Source organism: Streptomyces scopuliridis (genome assembly GCF_042790125.1).
GTDB lineage: Bacteria > Actinomycetota > Actinomycetes > Streptomycetales > Streptomycetaceae > Streptomyces > Streptomyces scopuliridis_A.
On record NZ_JBHTZS010000014.1, the window covers coordinates 184,652 to 202,630 of the forward strand.

The 17,979-nt window shown below is 71.2% G+C and carries 14 protein-coding genes; 7 read left to right on the forward strand and 7 right to left on the reverse strand.

Annotated features, from left to right (window positions below; translation table 11 throughout):
• Window positions 1-44 precede the first annotated feature (44 nt).
• The 3 genes from ACFRKB_RS22665 to ACFRKB_RS22675 form a co-directional block, all read right to left on the reverse strand.
• A complete protein-coding gene (locus ACFRKB_RS22665; protein ID WP_383108103.1) occupies window positions 45-1,844 on the reverse strand; it encodes an ABC transporter ATP-binding protein in 1,800 nt (599 codons plus the stop codon).
• Window positions 1,845-1,911: 67 nt separating this feature from the next.
• Window positions 1,912-2,646 carry a class I SAM-dependent methyltransferase gene (locus ACFRKB_RS22670; protein WP_383108147.1) on the reverse strand — a complete coding sequence of 245 codons (735 nt, stop codon included), beginning with the start codon at window positions 2,644-2,646 and terminating at the stop codon, window positions 1,912-1,914.
• A gap of 59 nt (window positions 2,647-2,705) precedes the next feature.
• A complete protein-coding gene (locus ACFRKB_RS22675; RefSeq protein ID WP_249950865.1) occupies window positions 2,706-3,302 on the reverse strand; it encodes a DUF3043 domain-containing protein in 597 nt (198 codons plus the stop codon).
• Between the two features lie 286 nt (window positions 3,303-3,588).
• Between ACFRKB_RS22675 and ACFRKB_RS22680 the strand changes: the two genes are divergently transcribed.
• The 5 genes from ACFRKB_RS22680 (at window position 3,589) to ACFRKB_RS22700 (ending at window position 10,118) form a co-directional block, all read left to right on the forward strand.
• Window positions 3,589-4,356 (forward strand): PspA/IM30 family protein, encoded by a 768-nt coding sequence (locus tag ACFRKB_RS22680; protein ID WP_030355436.1) that lies wholly within the window; start codon window positions 3,589-3,591, stop codon window positions 4,354-4,356.
• Between the two features lie 9 nt (window positions 4,357-4,365).
• A complete protein-coding gene (gene pspAA / locus ACFRKB_RS22685; RefSeq protein ID WP_365977371.1) occupies window positions 4,366-4,647 on the forward strand; it encodes a PspA-associated protein PspAA in 282 nt (93 codons plus the stop codon).
• A gap of 186 nt (window positions 4,648-4,833) precedes the next feature.
• Window positions 4,834-6,075, forward strand: coding sequence for a sensor histidine kinase (locus ACFRKB_RS22690; RefSeq protein ID WP_383108105.1), 1,242 nt, complete (start codon window positions 4,834-4,836; stop codon window positions 6,073-6,075).
• Window positions 6,072-6,758: a response regulator gene (locus tag ACFRKB_RS22695; protein ID WP_383108107.1), complete on the forward strand. Its 687-nt coding sequence runs from the start codon at window positions 6,072-6,074 to the stop codon at window positions 6,756-6,758. The genes ACFRKB_RS22690 and ACFRKB_RS22695 overlap by 4 nt, the downstream gene beginning before the upstream one ends.
• Before the next feature lie 195 nt (window positions 6,759-6,953).
• Window positions 6,954-10,118: an efflux RND transporter permease subunit gene (locus ACFRKB_RS22700; RefSeq protein WP_383108108.1), complete on the forward strand. Its 3,165-nt coding sequence runs from the start codon at window positions 6,954-6,956 to the stop codon at window positions 10,116-10,118.
• Between the two features lie 120 nt (window positions 10,119-10,238).
• Here the strand turns inward: ACFRKB_RS22700 and ACFRKB_RS22705 are convergent, their stop codons facing one another.
• Both ACFRKB_RS22705 and nadA read right to left on the reverse strand, forming a co-directional pair.
• On the reverse strand, window positions 10,239-11,462 hold the full coding sequence (locus ACFRKB_RS22705; RefSeq protein ID WP_383108110.1) for a multidrug effflux MFS transporter: 1,224 nt from the start codon (window positions 11,460-11,462) through the stop codon (window positions 10,239-10,241).
• A gap of 263 nt (window positions 11,463-11,725) precedes the next feature.
• Window positions 11,726-12,913: a quinolinate synthase NadA gene (gene nadA / locus ACFRKB_RS22710; RefSeq protein WP_383108112.1), complete on the reverse strand. Its 1,188-nt coding sequence runs from the start codon at window positions 12,911-12,913 to the stop codon at window positions 11,726-11,728.
• A 246-nt stretch (window positions 12,914-13,159) separates the two neighbouring features.
• Between nadA and ACFRKB_RS22715 the strand changes: the two genes are divergently transcribed.
• Window positions 13,160-13,516, forward strand: coding sequence for a HesB/IscA family protein (locus ACFRKB_RS22715; RefSeq protein WP_030355429.1), 357 nt, complete (start codon window positions 13,160-13,162; stop codon window positions 13,514-13,516).
• Window positions 13,517-13,629: 113 nt separating this feature from the next.
• On the opposite strand, the gene ACFRKB_RS22720 is transcribed toward ACFRKB_RS22715, so the two are convergent.
• Complete coding sequence (locus ACFRKB_RS22720) at window positions 13,630-15,165, reverse strand: hypothetical protein (RefSeq protein WP_383108114.1); 1,536 nt, start codon at window positions 15,163-15,165, stop codon at window positions 13,630-13,632.
• 257 nt (window positions 15,166-15,422) lie between these two features.
• Between ACFRKB_RS22720 and ACFRKB_RS22725 the strand changes: the two genes are divergently transcribed.
• Window positions 15,423-16,397 (forward strand): carbohydrate kinase family protein, encoded by a 975-nt coding sequence (locus ACFRKB_RS22725; protein ID WP_383108116.1) that lies wholly within the window; start codon window positions 15,423-15,425, stop codon window positions 16,395-16,397.
• 32 nt (window positions 16,398-16,429) lie between these two features.
• Here the strand turns inward: ACFRKB_RS22725 and ACFRKB_RS22730 are convergent, their stop codons facing one another.
• The gene (locus tag ACFRKB_RS22730) at window positions 16,430-17,815 is read right to left on the reverse strand and encodes a cysteine desulfurase/sulfurtransferase TusA family protein (RefSeq protein WP_383108118.1); all 1,386 of its coding nucleotides are present in this window, start codon (window positions 17,813-17,815) and stop codon (window positions 16,430-16,432) included.
• Between the last annotated feature and the right edge of the window lie 164 nt (window positions 17,816-17,979).

Consider the following 17,979-nt stretch of genomic DNA (forward strand, 5'->3'; position numbering starts at 1 on the left):
TGCGGTGCACCGCCGATCGTGGCCCGCGGAAACCGTCGCGACACTCAGCGCGCCGCCGCCAGGAACTGGGTGGCCGCCAGCTCCCCGTACAGCGGATCGTTCGCCACCAGCTCGTCGTGCGTGCCCACCGCCCGCACCTTGCCCGCGTCCATCACCACGATGCGGTCCGCGAGTGTCACCGTCGACAGCCGGTGCGCCACCACCAGCACCGTCACCTCCCGGGCCGCCTCCGCCACCGCGTCCCGCAGCGCCAGTTCGTTGACCGCGTCCAACTGGGACGTCGCCTCGTCCAGGAGCAGCAGCCGGGGCCCGCGCAGCAGCGCCCGCGCGATCGCCACGCGCTGGCGCTCACCGCCCGACAGCTTGGAGCCACGATGGCCGACCAGCGTCTCCAGACCGTCCGGCAGCCGCTCCACGAGCCCGTCCAGCCTGGCCCGTACGAGCACCTCGCGGATCCGCTCGTCGGTGGCGCCGGGGGCGGCGAAGACGAGATTCTCGCGCAGCGTCCCGGCCAGCACCGGCGCGTCCTGCTCGACATAGCCGATCGTGGCGCGCAGTTCGGGGAGCGGCCAGTCCCGTACGTCCCTGCCGTCGACCAGGACCCGGCCGCCGGTCGCCTCGTAGAACCGTTCGATCAGCCCGAAGACGGTCGTCTTGCCCGCGCCCGAGGGGCCGACGAAGGCCGTCATCCCGGGGCCGGGGATCTCGAAGGAGACACCGTGATGGACGTACGGCAGCTCCTCGCGGTACCGGAAGGTGACGTCCTCGAAGGCCACGGTGGCCGGACCTCCGTCGTGCCGTCCGGCCGGCTCCGTCTTTCCCGCCGCCGGTTCCAGGACCTCCGTCTCCAGCCGCTCCGCCTCCGCGATCCTGGCGACGGCCGCCGAGCCCACCTGATACTGCGTCACCGCCTGCACCAGCTTCGAGACGGGATCCATCAGATAGAACAGGAACAGCAGAAACGCGATCAGCGTCGAGACGGAGATGGCCCCCGAGGCCACCCGCGCCCCGCCGATCCCCAGCACCGCCAGGAACGACACCTGTACCGCCAGTCCGACCGAGGACCCGGCCAGCGACTGCCACTTGGCGGCCCGTACGCCGTGCCGCCACGCCTCCTTGGCCGCCGCCTCCACCGCGGCGGCCTCGCGCTCCTCCGCGCCCGACGCCTTGACCGTACGGAACGCGCCGAAGGCCCGCTCCAGCACGGTGGATATATGGCCGACCGCCTCCTGCGACCGTCTTGTCGCCCGCGAGATCCTGGGCATGACCAGCGCCACGGCGGAGCCGATCACCACGATCACGCCCAGCGTCACCCCGAGCAGCACCACGTCCATCACGCCCATCAGCGCGATGGTCGCCAGGAACGCGAGCCCGCCGGTGCCCGCCGAGACGATCGACTGGGTCGTCACCGCGCGCAGCAGGGTGGTGTCCGAGGTGACCCGGGACATCAGATCGCCCGGCTGGGTCCGCTCCACCTCGGGCAGCCGCAGCCGCAGCAGCCGCCCGATCAGGGTGCGGCGGGCGGCCAGGACGACGGACTCCGCGGTCCGCTCCAGGAGGTACGAGGCGAGCGCCTCGATCGCCGTGCCGAACACCACCAGCCCGGTGAGCACCAGCAGGATGCCGGTGATCGAGCCGTCCTCACCGAGCCGCTCGACCAGGGCCTTGGCGGCGAGGGGCTGGGCCAGCCCGCTCGCCGCGCCGATCAGCGCCAGGAACGCGCCGAGGGCCACGATCCGGCGGTGCGGCCGGAAGTGCCGGTACAGGGCCCGCCAGGTCTCCCCGGCGGAGAGCCGGGCCGTCTCGGGTGCGCCGGCCGTGCCGCCGCTCTCTCTGCTGCTCACGACCGTGAGGACGCGTCCGGGGGCCCATCACCTGACCGGCTCCCCGTACGGGGCACGTGATCCGGTCTCAGCCGCGTACGCCGCACAGGTGCAGCAGCGCGGCGACCCTGCGGTACGGCTCGGTGCGCCCCGCCCGGTCCTCCAGGGCCAGCAGCCGTTCGAGTTCGTCCCCGGCCGGTGGTTCCGCGTCACCGGCCGCGCCGTCCGTGAAGACGCGTACGCCGTACCAGGCGTGCAGCGGCGCCGCGATCCCCGCCAGCGTGGCGGTCAGCGCCTCCAGCCGGTCCGCGCGTACCCGCAGCCCCAGCCGGTTGACATAGGTGTCCGTGTCGAAGGAGTCCAGCGCCCCCGCCCACTCCCCGGCCAGGCCGGGCCGCAGGGCCAGGGTGTCCCCGTTGCGTACGAGCAGCGACAGCAGTCCGCCCGGCGCCAGCATCCTGGCCAGCCCCGCGAGCAGCGCGTCCCGCTCGTCGGTGTACATCAGCACGCCATGACAGAGGACCACGTCGAAGCTGCCGGGCAGGAAGTGCACCCCGGTCTCCAGGCCGTCGGCCTCGATCAGTCTGACCCGGTCGCGTATGCCCGCGGGCTCGTCGCCGAGCGCCGCACGCGCCGTGGTGAGCAGCGCGGCGTCCGACTCCAGCCCGGTGACCGTGTGCCCGGCCCGTGCCAGCCGCAGGGCCTGGATGCCCTGTCCCATGCCGACATCCAGCACCCGCAGCCGCTGCCCCACCGGGAAGCGGCCCGCGATCTGCTCGTCGAGCTGGCGCGCGACGAGTTCCCGCCGGACGACATGACGCAGCGCGCCACGGGTGGCCGACCGGTCGGCCGGGCCCTCCACGCAGCCGGAGACGTCCGTGCTCAGGGCCGCTCTCCGCGCTTGACCTGCGGCTTCGGCAGCCGCAGTCGGCGCATCTGGAGCGTACGCATCAGGCCGTAGGCCACCGCACCGCGCTTGGGGGTGTCCGGGAAGCGCTCGGCGAGCTGCTTCTTCAGGCGGAACCAGAGCCCGATCGAGTCGATGACGATCAGCACGATCACACCGAGCCAGAGCAGCAGCGCGATGTTCTGGAGGGCGCCGACCCTGATCATGCTCAGTACGAGGATCACCACCGCGAGCGGCAGGAAGAACTCGGCCATGCAGAAGCGCGAGTCGACGAAGTCGCGGACGAAGCGGCGTACCGGCCCCTTGTCACGGGCGGGCAGATAGCGCTCGTCACCACTCGCCAGCGCCTCGCGCTGCTTCGCCAGATCCGCGCGGCGTGCCTCGCGCTGGCGCTTCATGGCCGTCTTGCGGTCGGTCGGCGTCGTGGAGGCGCGACGTCGCTGCGTCTGCGCCTCACTCCGCTTCGGAGTCGGGCGGCCCTTGGGGGCCTGCGGGTCGCGGGGCTGCGTGGAGAGGCCCGGTGTCACCTGGGTGGCGGGGGCCTTCTCTTCCTTGGAACGGCTTCGGAACACAAAACCCAAGGGTACGGGGTGTCGTGGTTGGACCCCACCCCCGGTGGGGAACGATCCCGCAACAGCGACCGTCTGTATGCGGACAGAGGGGGACTTTGTCTCCCCTGTCCCTGACGGCCGTCTACTCCTTGCGCCTGATCGGGGCGCGGAGCAGTCGTCCTTGGGGAGGAGCGCATCCGCGCTCGAACAGTGCGGTAATAGAGGCAGGGCCCGTACTGTGGGTTCTGTTGGAGTGCTGGAGCTGTAGTCCGTCAGAAGGGGGCGCGCGAAGCCCATGAGCGGTGTCATGAAGCGTATGGGGATGATCTTCCGCGCGAAAGCCAACAAGGCCCTTGACCGGGCCGAGGATCCGCGCGAGACCCTTGACTACTCGTATCAGAAGCAGCTTGAGCTGCTGCAGAAGGTACGTCGCGGGGTCGCCGACGTGGCGACGTCCCGCAAGCGGCTGGAGCTGCAGCTGAACCAGCTGCAGGGCCAGTCGTCGAAGCTGGAGGACCAGGGCCGCAAGGCGCTGGCGCTCGGCCGGGAGGACCTGGCGCGCGAGGCGCTCTCCCGCCGTGCCTCGCTCCAGCAGCAGGTCACCGACCTGGAGACGCAGCACCAGACGCTCCAGGGCGAGGAGGAGAAGCTCACGCTGGCCGCGCAGCGTCTCCAGGCCAAGGTCGACGCCTTCCGTACGAAGAAGGAGACCATCAAGGCCACCTACACCGCGGCACAGGCGCAGACCCGGATCGGGGAGGCATTCTCGGGCATTTCCGAGGAGATGGGCGACGTCGGTATGGCGATCCAGCGCGCGGAGGACAAGACCGCGCAGCTGCAGGCGCGCGCCGGCGCGATCGACGAGCTGCTGGCCTCCGGCGCCCTGGACGACCAGTCCGGGATGGCGAAGGACGACATCGCCGCCGAGCTGGACCGGATCTCCGGTGGTACGGATGTCGAGCTGGAGCTCCAGCGCATGAAGGCGGAGCTCGCGGGCGGCTCGGCCCCGAAGCAGGCGATCGAGGGCGGCACCCAGGACGCCCCGCCGGCCTCGAACAAATTCGACAAGCAGTAGGGATTCGTCATGATCGTACGGATCATGGGGGAGGGCCAGGTGAAGCTGGCGGACAGCCACTTCGCCGAACTCGACACGCTGGACGACGAGCTGCTTGCCGAGATCAGGCACGGCGACACGGACGGCTTCCGCCGTACGTTCCACGCCCTCCTGGACAAGGTGCGCGAGCTCGGCGAGCCGCTGCCCGACGACTCCCTGGAGCCGTCCGAACTGATCCTGCCCGCTCCTGGCGCGACCCTCGAAGAGGTCCGCGAGATGCTGAACGACGACGGCCTGATCCCTTCGGCCTGACCGGCGTCTCCCGCACTCCAGCACAGACGCGTGCCCCGCGTCCCCGGCCCTGTCCGGCGGCGCGGGGCACACGTCTGTGTGCGCCTCGCGTCCCCGGTACGGGGCGCCCGCGCCCCGGGGAGGCGGGCGCACGCGCGTGGGCGTCGCCATCCGTACCCCGTACCGTTGCTCCGTGACCCCTTCCGGATGCCCGACGTGACCTCCCTCGGAACCGCGCTCGCCCGTGCGCGGAGCTGGGTGCGCGCGCATCCGCTCGCGTCCGACGGGGTGCTGGCCGCGGCCGTCCTCTTCTGCATGGTGCTCGGATCGTTCGCCGAGCGGCACGTCGGCCCCGGCGGCCCCACCTTCGGCACCCGCACCCCGGACCCGCTCAATGTCCTGCTGATGGTGCTCGGCGCGGGGGCGCTCGTCTTCCGCCGCCGCGCGCCCATGCCCGTACTGCTGTGCACCGGCGGACTGACCCTCCTCGATCTCTTCACCGGCGATCCGCCCGCCCCCGTCGTGTTCAGCGCCGTCATCGCGCTCTACACCGTCGGCGCGCACACCGACCGGCCCACCACCTGGCGGGTCGGCCTCGCGACCATGGGTGTGCTCACCGCCGTCGCGATGCTGCTGAGTCCTGAGCCCTGGTACGCACAGCAGAATCTGTCGATATTCGCCTGGACCGGCATGGCCGCCGCCGCGGGCGACGCCGTACGCAGCCGCCGCGGCTTCATCGACGCCATCCGCGAACGCGCGGAACGCGCCGAACGCACCCGTGAGGAGGAGGCGCGCCGCCGGGTCGCCGAGGAGCGGCTGCGTATCGCCCGCGATCTGCACGATGTGGTCGCCCACCACATCGCCCTGGTCAATGTGCAGGCCGGTGTCGCCTCGCACGTCATGGACAAACGCCCCGACCAGGCCAAGGAAGCCCTCGCCCATGTACGGGAGGCCAGCCGCTCCGCGCTCAACGAACTGCGGGCCACCGTCGGGCTGCTGCGTCAGTCCGGCGACCCGACGGCCCCCACCGAACCCGCCCCCGGCCTCGCCCATATCGACGGGCTCCTCGACACCTTCCGGCACGCGGGCCTGCCTGTGGAGTTCGCCGCGAACGGGGCGGGCGCCACCGGAAACAGCCTCCCCGCCGCCGTCGACCTCGCCGCGTACCGGATCATCCAGGAGGCCCTGACCAACGTACGGAAGCACGCGGGGCAGCCGGCGAAGGCCGAGGTCAGCGTCGTACGCGTGGGCGCCACCATCGAGATCACCGTGCTGGACGACGGAAAGGGCACGGGCGAGCCCGCGGACGGCGGCGGCCACGGCCTCATCGGCATGCGCGAGCGCGTCACCGCCCTCGGCGGCACTCTCACCGCGGGGCCCCGCTACGGCGGCGGCTTCCGCACCCAGGCGATACTGCCGCTCATGAACCGCACGGGGGAGAACGCATGACGATCCGGGTCCTGCTCGCCGACGACCAGACGCTGCTGCGCAGCGCGTTCCGGGTACTCGTGGACTCCGAGCCGGACATGGAGGTCGTCGGGGAGGCCGCCGACGGCGCGCAGGCCGTGGCCCTCGCCCGTACCTTCCGGCCCGATGTCGTCCTGATGGACATCAGGATGCCCGGCACGGACGGCCTCGCCGCCACCCGCATGATCAGCGCGGAGCCGGACCTCGCCGGGGTGCATGTCGTGATGCTGACCACCTTCGAGGTCGACGAGTACGTGGTGCAGTCGCTGCGCGCCGGCGCCTCCGGCTTCCTCGGCAAGGGCGCGGAGCCGGAGGAACTGCTCAACGCCATCCGGATCGCGGCGGCCGGCGACGCGCTGCTGTCGCCCGTCGCGACGAAGGGCCTCATCGCCACCTTCCTCGCGCAGGCCGCGGGTCCGGGCGAGGGTCCGGATCCGGCCGTGAGCCCGGAGCGGCTGGACGCGCTCACGGGGCGCGAGCGCGAGGTGCTGGTGCTGGTCGCGGGCGGCCACTCCAATGACGAGATCGCGGAGCGCCTCCAGGTCAGTCCGCTGACCGTCAAGACCCATGTGAACCGCGCGATGGCCAAACTAGGGGCCCGTGACAGGGCCCAATTGGTGGTAATCGCCTACGAATCGGGCCTGGTACGTCCAAGGGTGGAGTAGCACACCGCTCGTACGTACTCCAGGTGCGGTATGCGCCAGATAAGGAACTCGACCTGCGGTCTACCCATCGGGCCCCGCCGATGGCCGATCGTATAGAGGGGCCGTTGTGCCCATCCGCCGGAGGCGCCGCAGTGTTCCTCCACGGCCGAGCCGCCGCGTCCACCTGCCGCGTACACCACAGAAGAGAGACACCCAATGTCCTGGCTGTCGAAATTCAGCCTCGCGCAACGGGCCCTGATAGGGCTGATGTCGATCATCGCGATCGTCTTCGGAGCCATCGCGATACCGCAGCTCAAGCAGCAGCTCCTGCCCACCATCGAACTCCCCATGGTGTCGGTGCTCGCTCCCTACCAGGGCGCCTCCCCGGATGTGGTCGAGAAGCAGGTCGTCGAACCGCTCGAAAACTCCATCAAGACGGTCGACGGCATCAGCGGCGTCACCTCCACGGCCAGCGAGGGCAACGCCGTCCTCATGGCAAGCTTCGACTTCGGGGACTCGGACACCAAGCAGCTCGTCGCCGACGTCCAGCAGGCCGTCAACCGCGCGCGCTCCCAGCTCCCCACCGAGGTCGACCCGCAGGTCGTGGCCGGCTCGACGGACGACATCCCGACCGTCGTCCTCGCCGTCACCTCCGACAAGGACCAGCAGGCGCTCGCCGATCAGCTGGACCGTACGGTCGTCCCCGCCCTGGAGGACATCTCCGGCGTCGGCCAGGTCTCCGTCGACGGTGTCCGTGACCTCCAGATCGCCGTCACCCCCGACGACAAGAAGCTCGCCGCGGCCGGCCTCAACACCATGGCGCTCTCCGAGGCGCTGAAGGCCGGCGGTGCCACCTTCCCCGCCGGTTCGTTCTCCGAGGACGGCAAGAGCCGTACGGTCCAGGTCGGCGGCGGGTTCACCTCGCTCAAGCAGATCGAGGACCTGCGGGTCGTGCCCCAGGCGCCCGCGGGCGGCTCCGGTGGCGACTCCGCGGGAGCGCCCGCGCCGGTACGCGTCGGTGACATCGCCACCGTCGAGCAGAAGCCGGCCGCCGCGACCTCGCTGACCCGTACGAACGGCAAGCCCAGCCTCGCCGTCATGGCCACCATGGACAACGACGGCAGCGCCGTCGCCATCTCGAACGCGGTCAAGGACAAGCTGCCCGACCTCCGCAAGGACCTCGGCTCCGGCGCCACCCTCACCGTCGTCAGCGACCAGGGCCCGGCCGTCTCCAAGTCGATCTCCGGACTGACCACCGAGGGCGCGCTCGGCCTGGTCTTCGCCGTGGTCGTGATCCTGGTCTTCCTGGCCTCGATCCGCTCCACGATCGTCACCGCCGTCTCCATCCCGCTCTCCGTCGTCCTGGCGCTGATCGTGCTGTGGACGCGTGACCTCTCGCTCAACATGCTCACCCTCGGCGCGCTGACCATCGCGATCGGCCGGGTGGTCGACGACTCGATCGTCGTCCTGGAGAACATCAAGCGGCACCTCGGCTACGGCGAGGAGCGCGAGAGCGCCATCCTCACCGCCGTCAAGGAGGTCGCGGGCGCGGTCACCGCCTCCACCCTCACCACCGTCGCGGTGTTCCTGCCCATCGGTCTGACCGGCGGCATGGTCGGCGAGCTGTTCGGCTCGTTCTCGCTGACGGTCACGGCGGCGCTGCTCGCCTCCCTGCTCGTCTCGCTGACCGTCGTACCGGTGCTCTCGTACTGGTTCCTGCGCCCGCCGAAGGCCGCCATCGGGGTCAGCCCCGACGAGGCCCGCCGCCAGGCCGAGGAGAAGGAGGGCCGCAGCCGGCTCCAGCGGCTGTACGTGCCGGTGCTGCGCTTCGCGACCCGCCGCCGTATCACCAGCGTGGTCATCGCGATCGTCGTCCTGATCGGTACGTTCGGCATGGCGCCGCTGCTCAAGACCAACTTCTTCGACCAGGGCGATCAGGAAGTCCTCTCCATCAAGCAGGAGCTGACCCCGGGCACCAGCCTGGAGTCGGCCGACGCCTCCGCGAAGAAGGTCGAGAAGGTCCTTTCCGGCATCGAGGAGATCAAGGACTACCAGGTCACCGTCGGCTCCTCCGGCTTCATGGCGGCCTTCGGCGGCGGTACGGGCGCCAACCAGGCGTCGTACCAGGTGACCCTGAAGGACTCCGCGTCGTACGAGAAGACGCAGGACCGCATCGAGAAGGAGCTGGCCGGGCTCGACGGCATCGGCCAGACGACCATCGCCGCGGGCGACGGCTTCGGCAGCCAGGACCTGAGCGTCGTGGTCAAGGCCTCCGAGGCGGACACCCTCCGCAAGGCCGCGGACCAGGTCCAGGCCGCCGTCGCGAAGCTCGACGACGTCACGGACGTACAGAGCGACCTGTCGCAGTCCGTCCCGCGCATCTCCGTCAAGGGCAACGCCAAGGCCGCGGAGGCGGGCTTCAACGACACCACGCTCGGTCTCGCCGTCGGCCAGGCGGTGCGCGGCACCTCCTCCGGCAAGGCGATCCTGGACGACACCGAGCGCGATGTCGTCGTCACCTCGGCCAAGCCCGCCAAGACGATCGCCGAGCTGAAGAACCTGCCGCTCGGCCCGGTGAAGCTCGGTCAGATCGCCGACGTGAAGCTGGTGCCCGGTCCGGTCTCGATGACCCGGATCGACGGCTCGCGGGCGGCGACGATCACGGCACGGCCGACCGGTGACAACACCGGCGCGGTCAGCGCCGCGCTCCAGACGGAGATCGACGCCCTGGATCTGCCGGAGGGCGCGACCGCGTCCATCGGCGGTGTCACGCAGGACCAGGACGACGCCTTCGGAAAGCTGGCGCTCGCCATGCTGGCGGCCATCGCGATCGTCTTCATGCTGCTGGTCGCGACGTTCCGCTCGCTGATCCAGCCGCTGATCCTGCTGGTCTCCATCCCGTTCGCGGCCACCGGCGCGATCGGCCTGCTGATCCTGACGGGTACGCCGATGGGCGTCCCCGCGATGATCGGCATGCTGATGCTGATCGGCATCGTGGTGACCAACGCGATCGTGCTGATCGACCTGATCAACCAGTACCGGTCGCAGGGCCTGGGCGTCGTGGAAGCGGTCATCGAGGGTGGCCGCCACCGGCTCCGCCCGATCCTGATGACGGCCCTGGCGACGATCTTCGCGCTGCTCCCGATGGCGCTGGGCATCACCGGCGAGGGCGGCTTCATCGCGCAGCCGCTGGCGGTCGTGGTGATCGGCGGCCTGGTGACATCGACGCTGCTGACGCTGCTGCTCGTGCCGACGCTGTACGCGATGGTGGAGCTGCGCAAGGAACGCCGGGCGAAGAAGAAGGCGGCGAAGCGGGAGGCGAAGGGGAACGACACCCAGGCCTCGGAGTCGCCGCGCGAGCCGGAACCGGCGAACGTCTGAGGTTGTGAACGTCTGACGCAGTGAACGGGGATGCCCCGGAACGGCCGCGAGGATCGGGCCGCTCCGGGGCATCGCTGTGCGCGGGAGTGCCCCGGGGCATCGCTGTGCGCGGGCATGGATTCAGCTCGCCCGCGCCCCCGCCCATCCCGCCGCCGTCACCGCCCCCGCGCCGCACGCCGTCATCACCAGGAACAGCGGCACCGCCGTGTCCGCGCCGCCCAGTCCCGCCAGTGGTGCCACCACCGCCCCCAGCGCGCTCTGCGCCGTGCCGAGCAGTGCCGAGCCCGTGCCCGCAGCGGCCGGGAGCCGGGCGAGTGCCAGGGACGTCGCGTTCGTGAGGACCAGGCCCAGACCGGCGCACACCACCGCCACCGAGACCAGGCAGCCGGCCACCGTCAGTACGTCCGCGACGGCGGCGGCGAGCAGGGACACCGTTCCCGCGAGCACGGTGCGCACCCCCGTACGCAACAGCCGCTCCGGGGTGATCCGGCCCACCAGCCTCGCGCTCACCGCCCCGGCCAGCGCGGTGCAGACCGCGCCGCCCGCGAACGTCACGGACGAGACACCGACGCTCAGCCCCAGCACGTTCTGCAGCAGGAACGGCGACCCGGCGATGTAGCCGAACAACGTGCCGAAGGCCAAGGCGTACGCGAGGGTGTAGCCGGCATACGCGCCGTCGCCCGCGACCTCCCGTACCGTACGGAGCAGCTCCGCGCCGCTGCCCGTCCGCCGCCGCGACGGCGGCAGGCTCTCCGGTACGGCTACCGCCACGGCCGCCACGACCAGCAGCGCGACCCCGGCCAGCACCCAGAACACGCCCCGCCATCCGGCCGCCCCGATCACGGCGCCGCCCGCGAGCGGCGCGAGCACCGGCGCCGTGCCGGACAGGGTCATCAGGATCCCGAACAGCCGTGCCGCCGCGGCGCCTTCGGCGACATCCGTGACCACCGCCCGCGCGATCACGACCCCCGCGGCCCCGCTGAACCCGGCCACGAAGCGCAGCGGGACCAGCCAGCCCGGTCCCGGCGACACCGCGCACAGCGCGGTGGCCACGGCGCACACCGCCGCCCCCGCGAGCAGCGGCCCCCGTCGCCCGAACCGGTCCGACAGCGGACCGAAGACGAGATGGCCGGCCGTCATCCCGGCCAGGAACGAGGTCAGCGTCAGCTGCACCCCGGACGCGTCCGTACGCAGCTCCGCGGCCATCCGCGGAAAGGCCGGCAGATACATGTCCGTCGACAACGGGCCGACGAAACAGACGAGTACGAGCGCGACGGTGAGCCGGGAAAGGGCGCGCGAACGGGAACGGGAGCAGGATCGGGAACGGGAGCAGGATCGGGGCATGCGGCGGCAACCTCTTCGGTCCGGTACGGAGGAGACGGTGGATCGACCGGGAACGCGAGGGATTGCTGGAGCGGGACGGCACAGGAGAACGTGGTGCGGCTCCGGGAACCCGCCCTCGGCGGAGTACGGCACGACGGCCGTGCTCAAGAACGCCCGAGCGGTTGGTGAACGCGACAGACCGTAGACGACACCAGGGGCGCCCCGCAATCAAGCGGGACCGCCCCCGGGTGCGGTCGTACGACCATGGGTTACGCGGCCATGGGTTACGGCAGCGCCAGCATCCGTTCCAGTGCCAGCTGCGCGAAGTCCGCCGTCTCCTTGTCGACCTGGATGCGGTTGACCTCGTTGCCCTCGGCCAGCGACTCCAGCGCCCACACCAGGTGCGGCAGATCGATCCGGTTCATCGTGGAGCAGAAGCAGACCGTACGGTCGAGGAAGACGATCTCCTTGTCCTCGTCGGCGAAACGGTTCGCCAGCCGCTGTACGAGATTGAGCTCCGTGCCGATCGCCCACTTCGAGCCGGCCGGGGCCGCCTCCAGCGCCTTGATGATGTACTCCGTCGAGCCGACATAGTCCGCCGCCGCCACGACCTCGTGCTTGCACTCCGGGTGCACCAGCACGTTCACGCCCGGGATCCGCTCCCGTACATCGCGGACGGAGTCCAGCGAGAAGCGCCCGTGCACCGAGCAGTGGCCGCGCCACAGGATCATCTTCGCGTCGCGCAGCTCCTGTTCCGTGAGGCCGCCGTTCGGCTTGTGCGGGTTGTACAGGACGCAGTCCTCCAGCGACATCCCCAGATCCCGCACCGCGGTGTTGCGCCCGAGGTGCTGGTCGGGCAGGAAGAGGACCTTGTCGCCCTGCTCGAAGGCCCAGTTCAGCGCGCGCTCGGCGTTGGAGGACGTACAGATCGTGCCGCCGTGCTTGCCGGTGAAGGCCTTGATGTCGGCCGAGGAGTTCATGTACGAGACGGGGACGACGCGCTCGGCTATGCCGGCCTCGGTCAGTACGTCCCAGCACTCCGCGACCTGCTCGGCGGTGGCCATGTCCGCCATGGAGCAGCCCGCGGCCAGGTCGGGCAGGACGACCTTCTGGTCGTCGCCGGTCAGAATGTCCGCGGACTCCGCCATGAAGTGCACGCCGCAGAAGACGATGTACTCGGCGTCGGGCCGCGCCGCCGCGTCCCTGGCCAGCTTGAAGGAGTCGCCGGTGACATCCGCGAACTGGATGACCTCGTCACGCTGGTAGTGGTGGCCGAGGACGAAGACCTTGTCCCCGAGCCTCTCCTTCGCCGCGCGGGCGCGCTCCACCAGGTCCGGGTCGGACGCGGCGGGCAGATCGCCCGGACACTCCACGCCCCGCTCGCTGCGCGGGTCGGCCTCGCGGCCGAGCAGCAGGAGGGCGAGCGGCGTCGGCTGGACGGCGAGATCCTGACGGGGTTGGGCGGTGGTCACGTCACGCACCCTTTCTTCTCTGCAGACGAGCCTTTTCGTCTAATTGACGCTATCTATGATAGCCGGTTCATGTCACTTTGACGATGCCGATAGCGTCGATGTGACGCATTCCCGGGCGCTGCCGCATCCCGAGCCGGTGTGCGAGCATGAAGAAGGGAAAGACACGCGCCCAGCGCCCGGAATGATTCCGCGGCCGAGCCGGTTGCACTGTCGGCAAGCAGTCCGTACAACCCGGGAGAGAAGCAGATGTCCGTATCGGACGAGACCACCACCGTGAGCGACGGCATCCTCCTGTCCGACGCCGCCGCGGGCAAGGTCAAGGCCCTGCTGGACCAGGAAGGCCGCGACGACCTCGCACTGCGCGTCGCCGTGCAGCCCGGCGGCTGCTCCGGCCTGCGTTACCAGCTGTTCTTCGACGAGCGCTCGCTCGACGGCGATGTCGTCAAGGACTTCGGTGGCGTCAAGGTCGTCACCGACCGGATGAGCGCCCCGTACCTGGGCGGCGCCTCCATCGACTTCGTCGACACCATCGAGAAGCAGGGCTTCACGATCGACAACCCGAACGCGACGGGCTCCTGCGCCTGCGGGGACTCCTTCAGCTAGGCCCTGTCCGGACCTGGGACACAGCGCGAACGAAACGAAAGGCGGCGGCCCCGGAACCCCCGGGGCCGCCGCCTTTCGCTCGCGCCCGCCTTCCGCTGTTCAGCTCTGCCGCGTCAGTGCGGCGGCAGCGGGTCGCCCGTCGTCGCCTCCACCACACGCCGGTCGCCCAGCGGCTCGTCCAGCGTCACCTTCGCCGTCTGGAACTTGGCCATCGCCACACAGACCGTCCCCGGCTCCGGCCGGGACTCGGTCACCCGCACCTTCACCGCCGTACCGCTCTCGTCCGCCGACGCCGTGTACGTACCGCACACGCCGCCCGAGAAGTGCAGCGTCAGGGTCCGCCCCTCGGTGCTGTACGAGGTGACCCGCTCACCCGGCAGATCCCCGCTCGGCCGCGGCTGCGCCCGCGGCGGTACCGGCTTCGGCTTCGGCTTCGCCAGGAACTCAGGAGCGACCGCGGGCTGGGTGACGGTGTACGGCATGGCGTCCCCGCCCGGTGCCACCTCGAACAGCCAGGACGGTACGAGAGCCCCGCGCCCGTCAACGGACAGCATCGCCAGCCCGAAGACCGCCTTCTCGACCACCATCGGCGCGGCCTTGGGGGCGTCCTTCGGTGTGCACGGAGCCGAGGGCTTCCCGCCCTCCGGCGCCGTACCGCCCTCCAGGGGCGCCGGGGTCGCGCAGCCGCCGATGCTGCCCCGGCCGGTGGTGTCGCCCGACGCGTTCAGCTCCTTCAGCGCCTCGTCCGCGCCGATCACCGGATACGAGTCGCTCCGCTCCGGCGCCTTCAACTGGCCCGTGCCGCCCGTCACTTGCCCGTCTGCGCCCACCTGGATCCCGGTGGACCAGCCGTAGGTGGGCAGCCCGCCGATCACCGGGTCCGCGTTCACCACCCGGATCGCGCCCATCAGCTGGCGGGCGTCCAGCGCGGCCCCGTCCTGGCCCAGCGCCTTCAGTACCGGGGCCGCCGCCCGCTTCGCCGCCGCCTCGCTGACGGCGTCACCCGCGGCGCCGAGCCCGCCTCCGGGGCCGCCGTCGCTCGGACAGCTCTTCCCCTTGAGGCAGTTGTCGCTGCCCGAAGGGCGGTACCGGTCGAAGGTCCAGGTGCCGGGCGCCTGCTTGGCGACCCGGAGCAGCGGGCCCGAACCGTCCTTCTCCGTACCGACGTTCCAGGCCGTGCCGTCCGACCGCGGCGTGCCCGCCACACCCAGCGCCTCCGCCAGCCGGGCCACGTCCGCCGCCGCGACCTCGCCGTTCGTACGGTAGACAGGGGACGTCGCGGGACCGTCGGGCAGCGCGCCCTTGGCGCGGTAGGTGACCCCGCTCGGATCCGGCTCGCCGGGCGCGATCCCGGGCGGCTCGGAGGGGCTGGTTCCGGACGCTGCTCCGGATTCGATTCCGGTTCCCGCTCCGGATCCGTTCGCCGCGCTGTCGAGGGCGAGCAGCGGTGGCCCGCCGTTCCCCGCCGTACCGCTCGTGCCGTCCGTACCGTCGCCGGAGGCGCTCGTGGCGAAGTACGCGCCACCGCCCCCGGCGATCAGTACCGCCGCCGCCACCGTGGCGACGGCGAGCGGGGAACGCCGCCGGCGCGGGCGTTCGGCGGCGTCGGTGCCCGCTGTGCTCTTCTGAGGCCGCTCCGTGCTGGTCACCGCTGCGCTCCTTCGACTGTGGATCGTGCCGGGTCGTCCCCTGACGCCGGTGGGACGGAAAGGAGGAGCGCGCGGTTCCCCGGAGTACGCCGAACGGGTGTCCCGGATCAGCCGCCCGGTTCGGCTTACCCGCACCGTTTGTCCGTCCGTTGTGCGAAGAAAGCCCTGCTGCGAGTTGGTTCGTGAGCTTAGGAAGGCCGCCGCCGACCCGATAGCGTGAACTGTCAACCGTTCTCCTCATCAGGAGCGTTCACGCCGTGCGAATCGCAGTCACCGGCTCCATCGCCACCGACCATCTGATGACCTTCCCCGGCCGCTTCGCCGACCAGCTGGTCGCCGAGCAGCTCCATACGGTCTCGCTGTCCTTCCTGGTCGACAACCTCGATGTGCGCAGGGGCGGTGTCGGAGCGAACATCTGCTTCGGCATGGGCCAGCTGGGCACCGGTCCCATCCTGGTCGGCGCGGCCGGATCGGACTTCGACGAGTACCGCGCCTGGCTGGACCGCCACGGGGTCGACACCGCGTCGGTCCGTATCTCCGAGGTCCTGCACACGGCCCGCTTCGTCTGCACGACGGACGCCGACCACAACCAGATCGGCTCCTTCTACACGGGCGCGATGAGCGAGGCCCGGCTGATCGAGCTCAAGAAGGTCGCCGACCGCGTCGGCGGCCTGGACCTGGTGCTGATCGGCGCGGACGACCCCGAGGGCATGCTGCGCCACACCGAGGAGTGCCGTACCCGCGGCATCCCGTTCGCCGCGGACTTCTCGCAGCAGATCGCGCGCATGGGCGCGGACGAGATCCGCACCCTGCTCGACGGCGCCACCTATCTCTTCTCGAACGAGTACGAGAAGGGGCTCATCGAGTCCAAGACCGGCTGGTCCGACGCCGAGATCCTCTCCCGGGTCGGCCACCGCGTCACGACGCTGGGCAAGAACGGCGTCCGTATCGACCGCGTGGGCGAGGAGCCGATCATCGTCGGCTGTCCCGAGGAAGAGACCAAGGCCGACCCGACGGGCGTCGGCGACGCCTTCCGCGCCGGATTCCTCTCGGGCCTCTCCTGGGGCGTCGGCCTGGAGCGCGCGGCCCAGGTCGGCTGCATGCTCGCGACGCTCGTCATCGAGACCGTCGGCACCCAGGAGTACACCCTGCGCCGGGCCCACTTCATGGAGCGCTTCACCAAGGCGTACGGCCATGACGCCGCCGCCGAGGTCCAGGCCCACCTGGCCTGACGTACGGCCGGACAGGGCTCGGGGCTCACGAGCTACGACATCCGGCGGACCACATACGCGACACCGTGGTCCGCCGGCTGCTCGCCCACGTACTCCTGGCCGCGCATCTCGCACCACGCCGGAATGTCCAGCCGCGCCGCCTCGTCGTCCGAGAGCACCGTCACCGTCCCGCCCACCGGTACGTCGCCGAACACCTTCGCCAGCTCGATCACCGGGACCGGACACCGCTTGCCGAGCGCGTCCACCACGAGCGACGGCTCCGTACCGGCGGACCCGGCGGCGGAGACCGGCGCGCCGAGCCGCTCGCGTACGCCGGACACCACCGAGGGCAGCACCTCCAGGAACCCGTCCACATCCGCCTCCGGGGTGCCGAGGGGCAGCGAGATCCGGACATTCCCCTCCGACAGCACGCCCATCGCCCGCAGCACATGGCTCGGGGTCAGCGTGCCGCTCGTGCAGGACGACCCCGAGGAGACGGAGAACCCCGCCCGGTCCAGCTCGTGCAGCAGCGCCTCTCCGTCGACATAGAGACAGGAGAACGTGACGAGATGGGGGAGCCGGTGGTCCGGATCGCCCACCACCTCCACATCGGGCACCAGCTCGGGCACCCGTGCCCTGATCCGGTCCACCAGCGCCCGCAGCCGCACCGCCTCGTCCGCCGCCTCCGCGCGTACCGCCCGCAGTGAGGCCACCGCGGCCACGATCGCCGGAATGTTCTGGAACCCCGGAGCGCGCCCCGACTCCCGCTCGTCGGCCGGGCCTTGCGGGGCGAACCGGACGCCCTTGCGTACGGCGAGCAGCCCGACGCCCGCCGGGCCGCCCCACTTGTGCGCGCTCCCCGTCAGCAGCGACCAGGCGCCCTCCACCGGGCCCCAACCCAGCGACTGCGCCGCGTCCACCAGCAGCGGCACGCCCCGGCCGCGGCAGGCCTCGGCGACCGCCGCCACCGGCTGCTCCGTACCCACCTCGTGGTTGGCCGACTGGAGACAGGCCAGCGCCGTGTCCTCGCGCAGCGCCCCGGCGTACGCGTCGGGCGACACCGCGCCGAGCCGGTCCACCGGCACCTCGGTCACCGCGCCGCCGGTCGCAGCCTCATGGGCCGTCGCCGCGTGGAGCACCGAGGAGTGCTCCACCGCCGACACCACCGCGTGCCGCCCGACACGGCGACGGCCCGCGAGCGCGCCGGACATTCCGGAATGCACCGCATACGTCCCCGAAGGAGTGAAAACCAGTTCGTCGGGACGGCAGCCGACCGCCTCCGCGGCGGCCTCGCGCGCCGCGTCCAGCAGCAGTACGGCACGCCGGCCCTCGCGATAGAGCCGGGCGGGGTCGGCCCACCCCTCGTCCAGGGAGGCCTGGAGAGCCTGGCGGGCGACGGGGTGCAGCGGAGCGGAGGAAGCGACGTCGAAGTAGGCCACGCTCCACGCTAACGCGGGTACCCGGACGTGCCGGTTCCGCGTACCGGACGTGCCGCTTCCGCGTATCCGGAGAGAGATCCGGAGAGCGGCCGGAGGGGGATCAGGAGAAGGGCCGGAGAGCGATCCGGAGGGGGCGTCAGAAGCGCCCCGGAACCGGCCGTTCC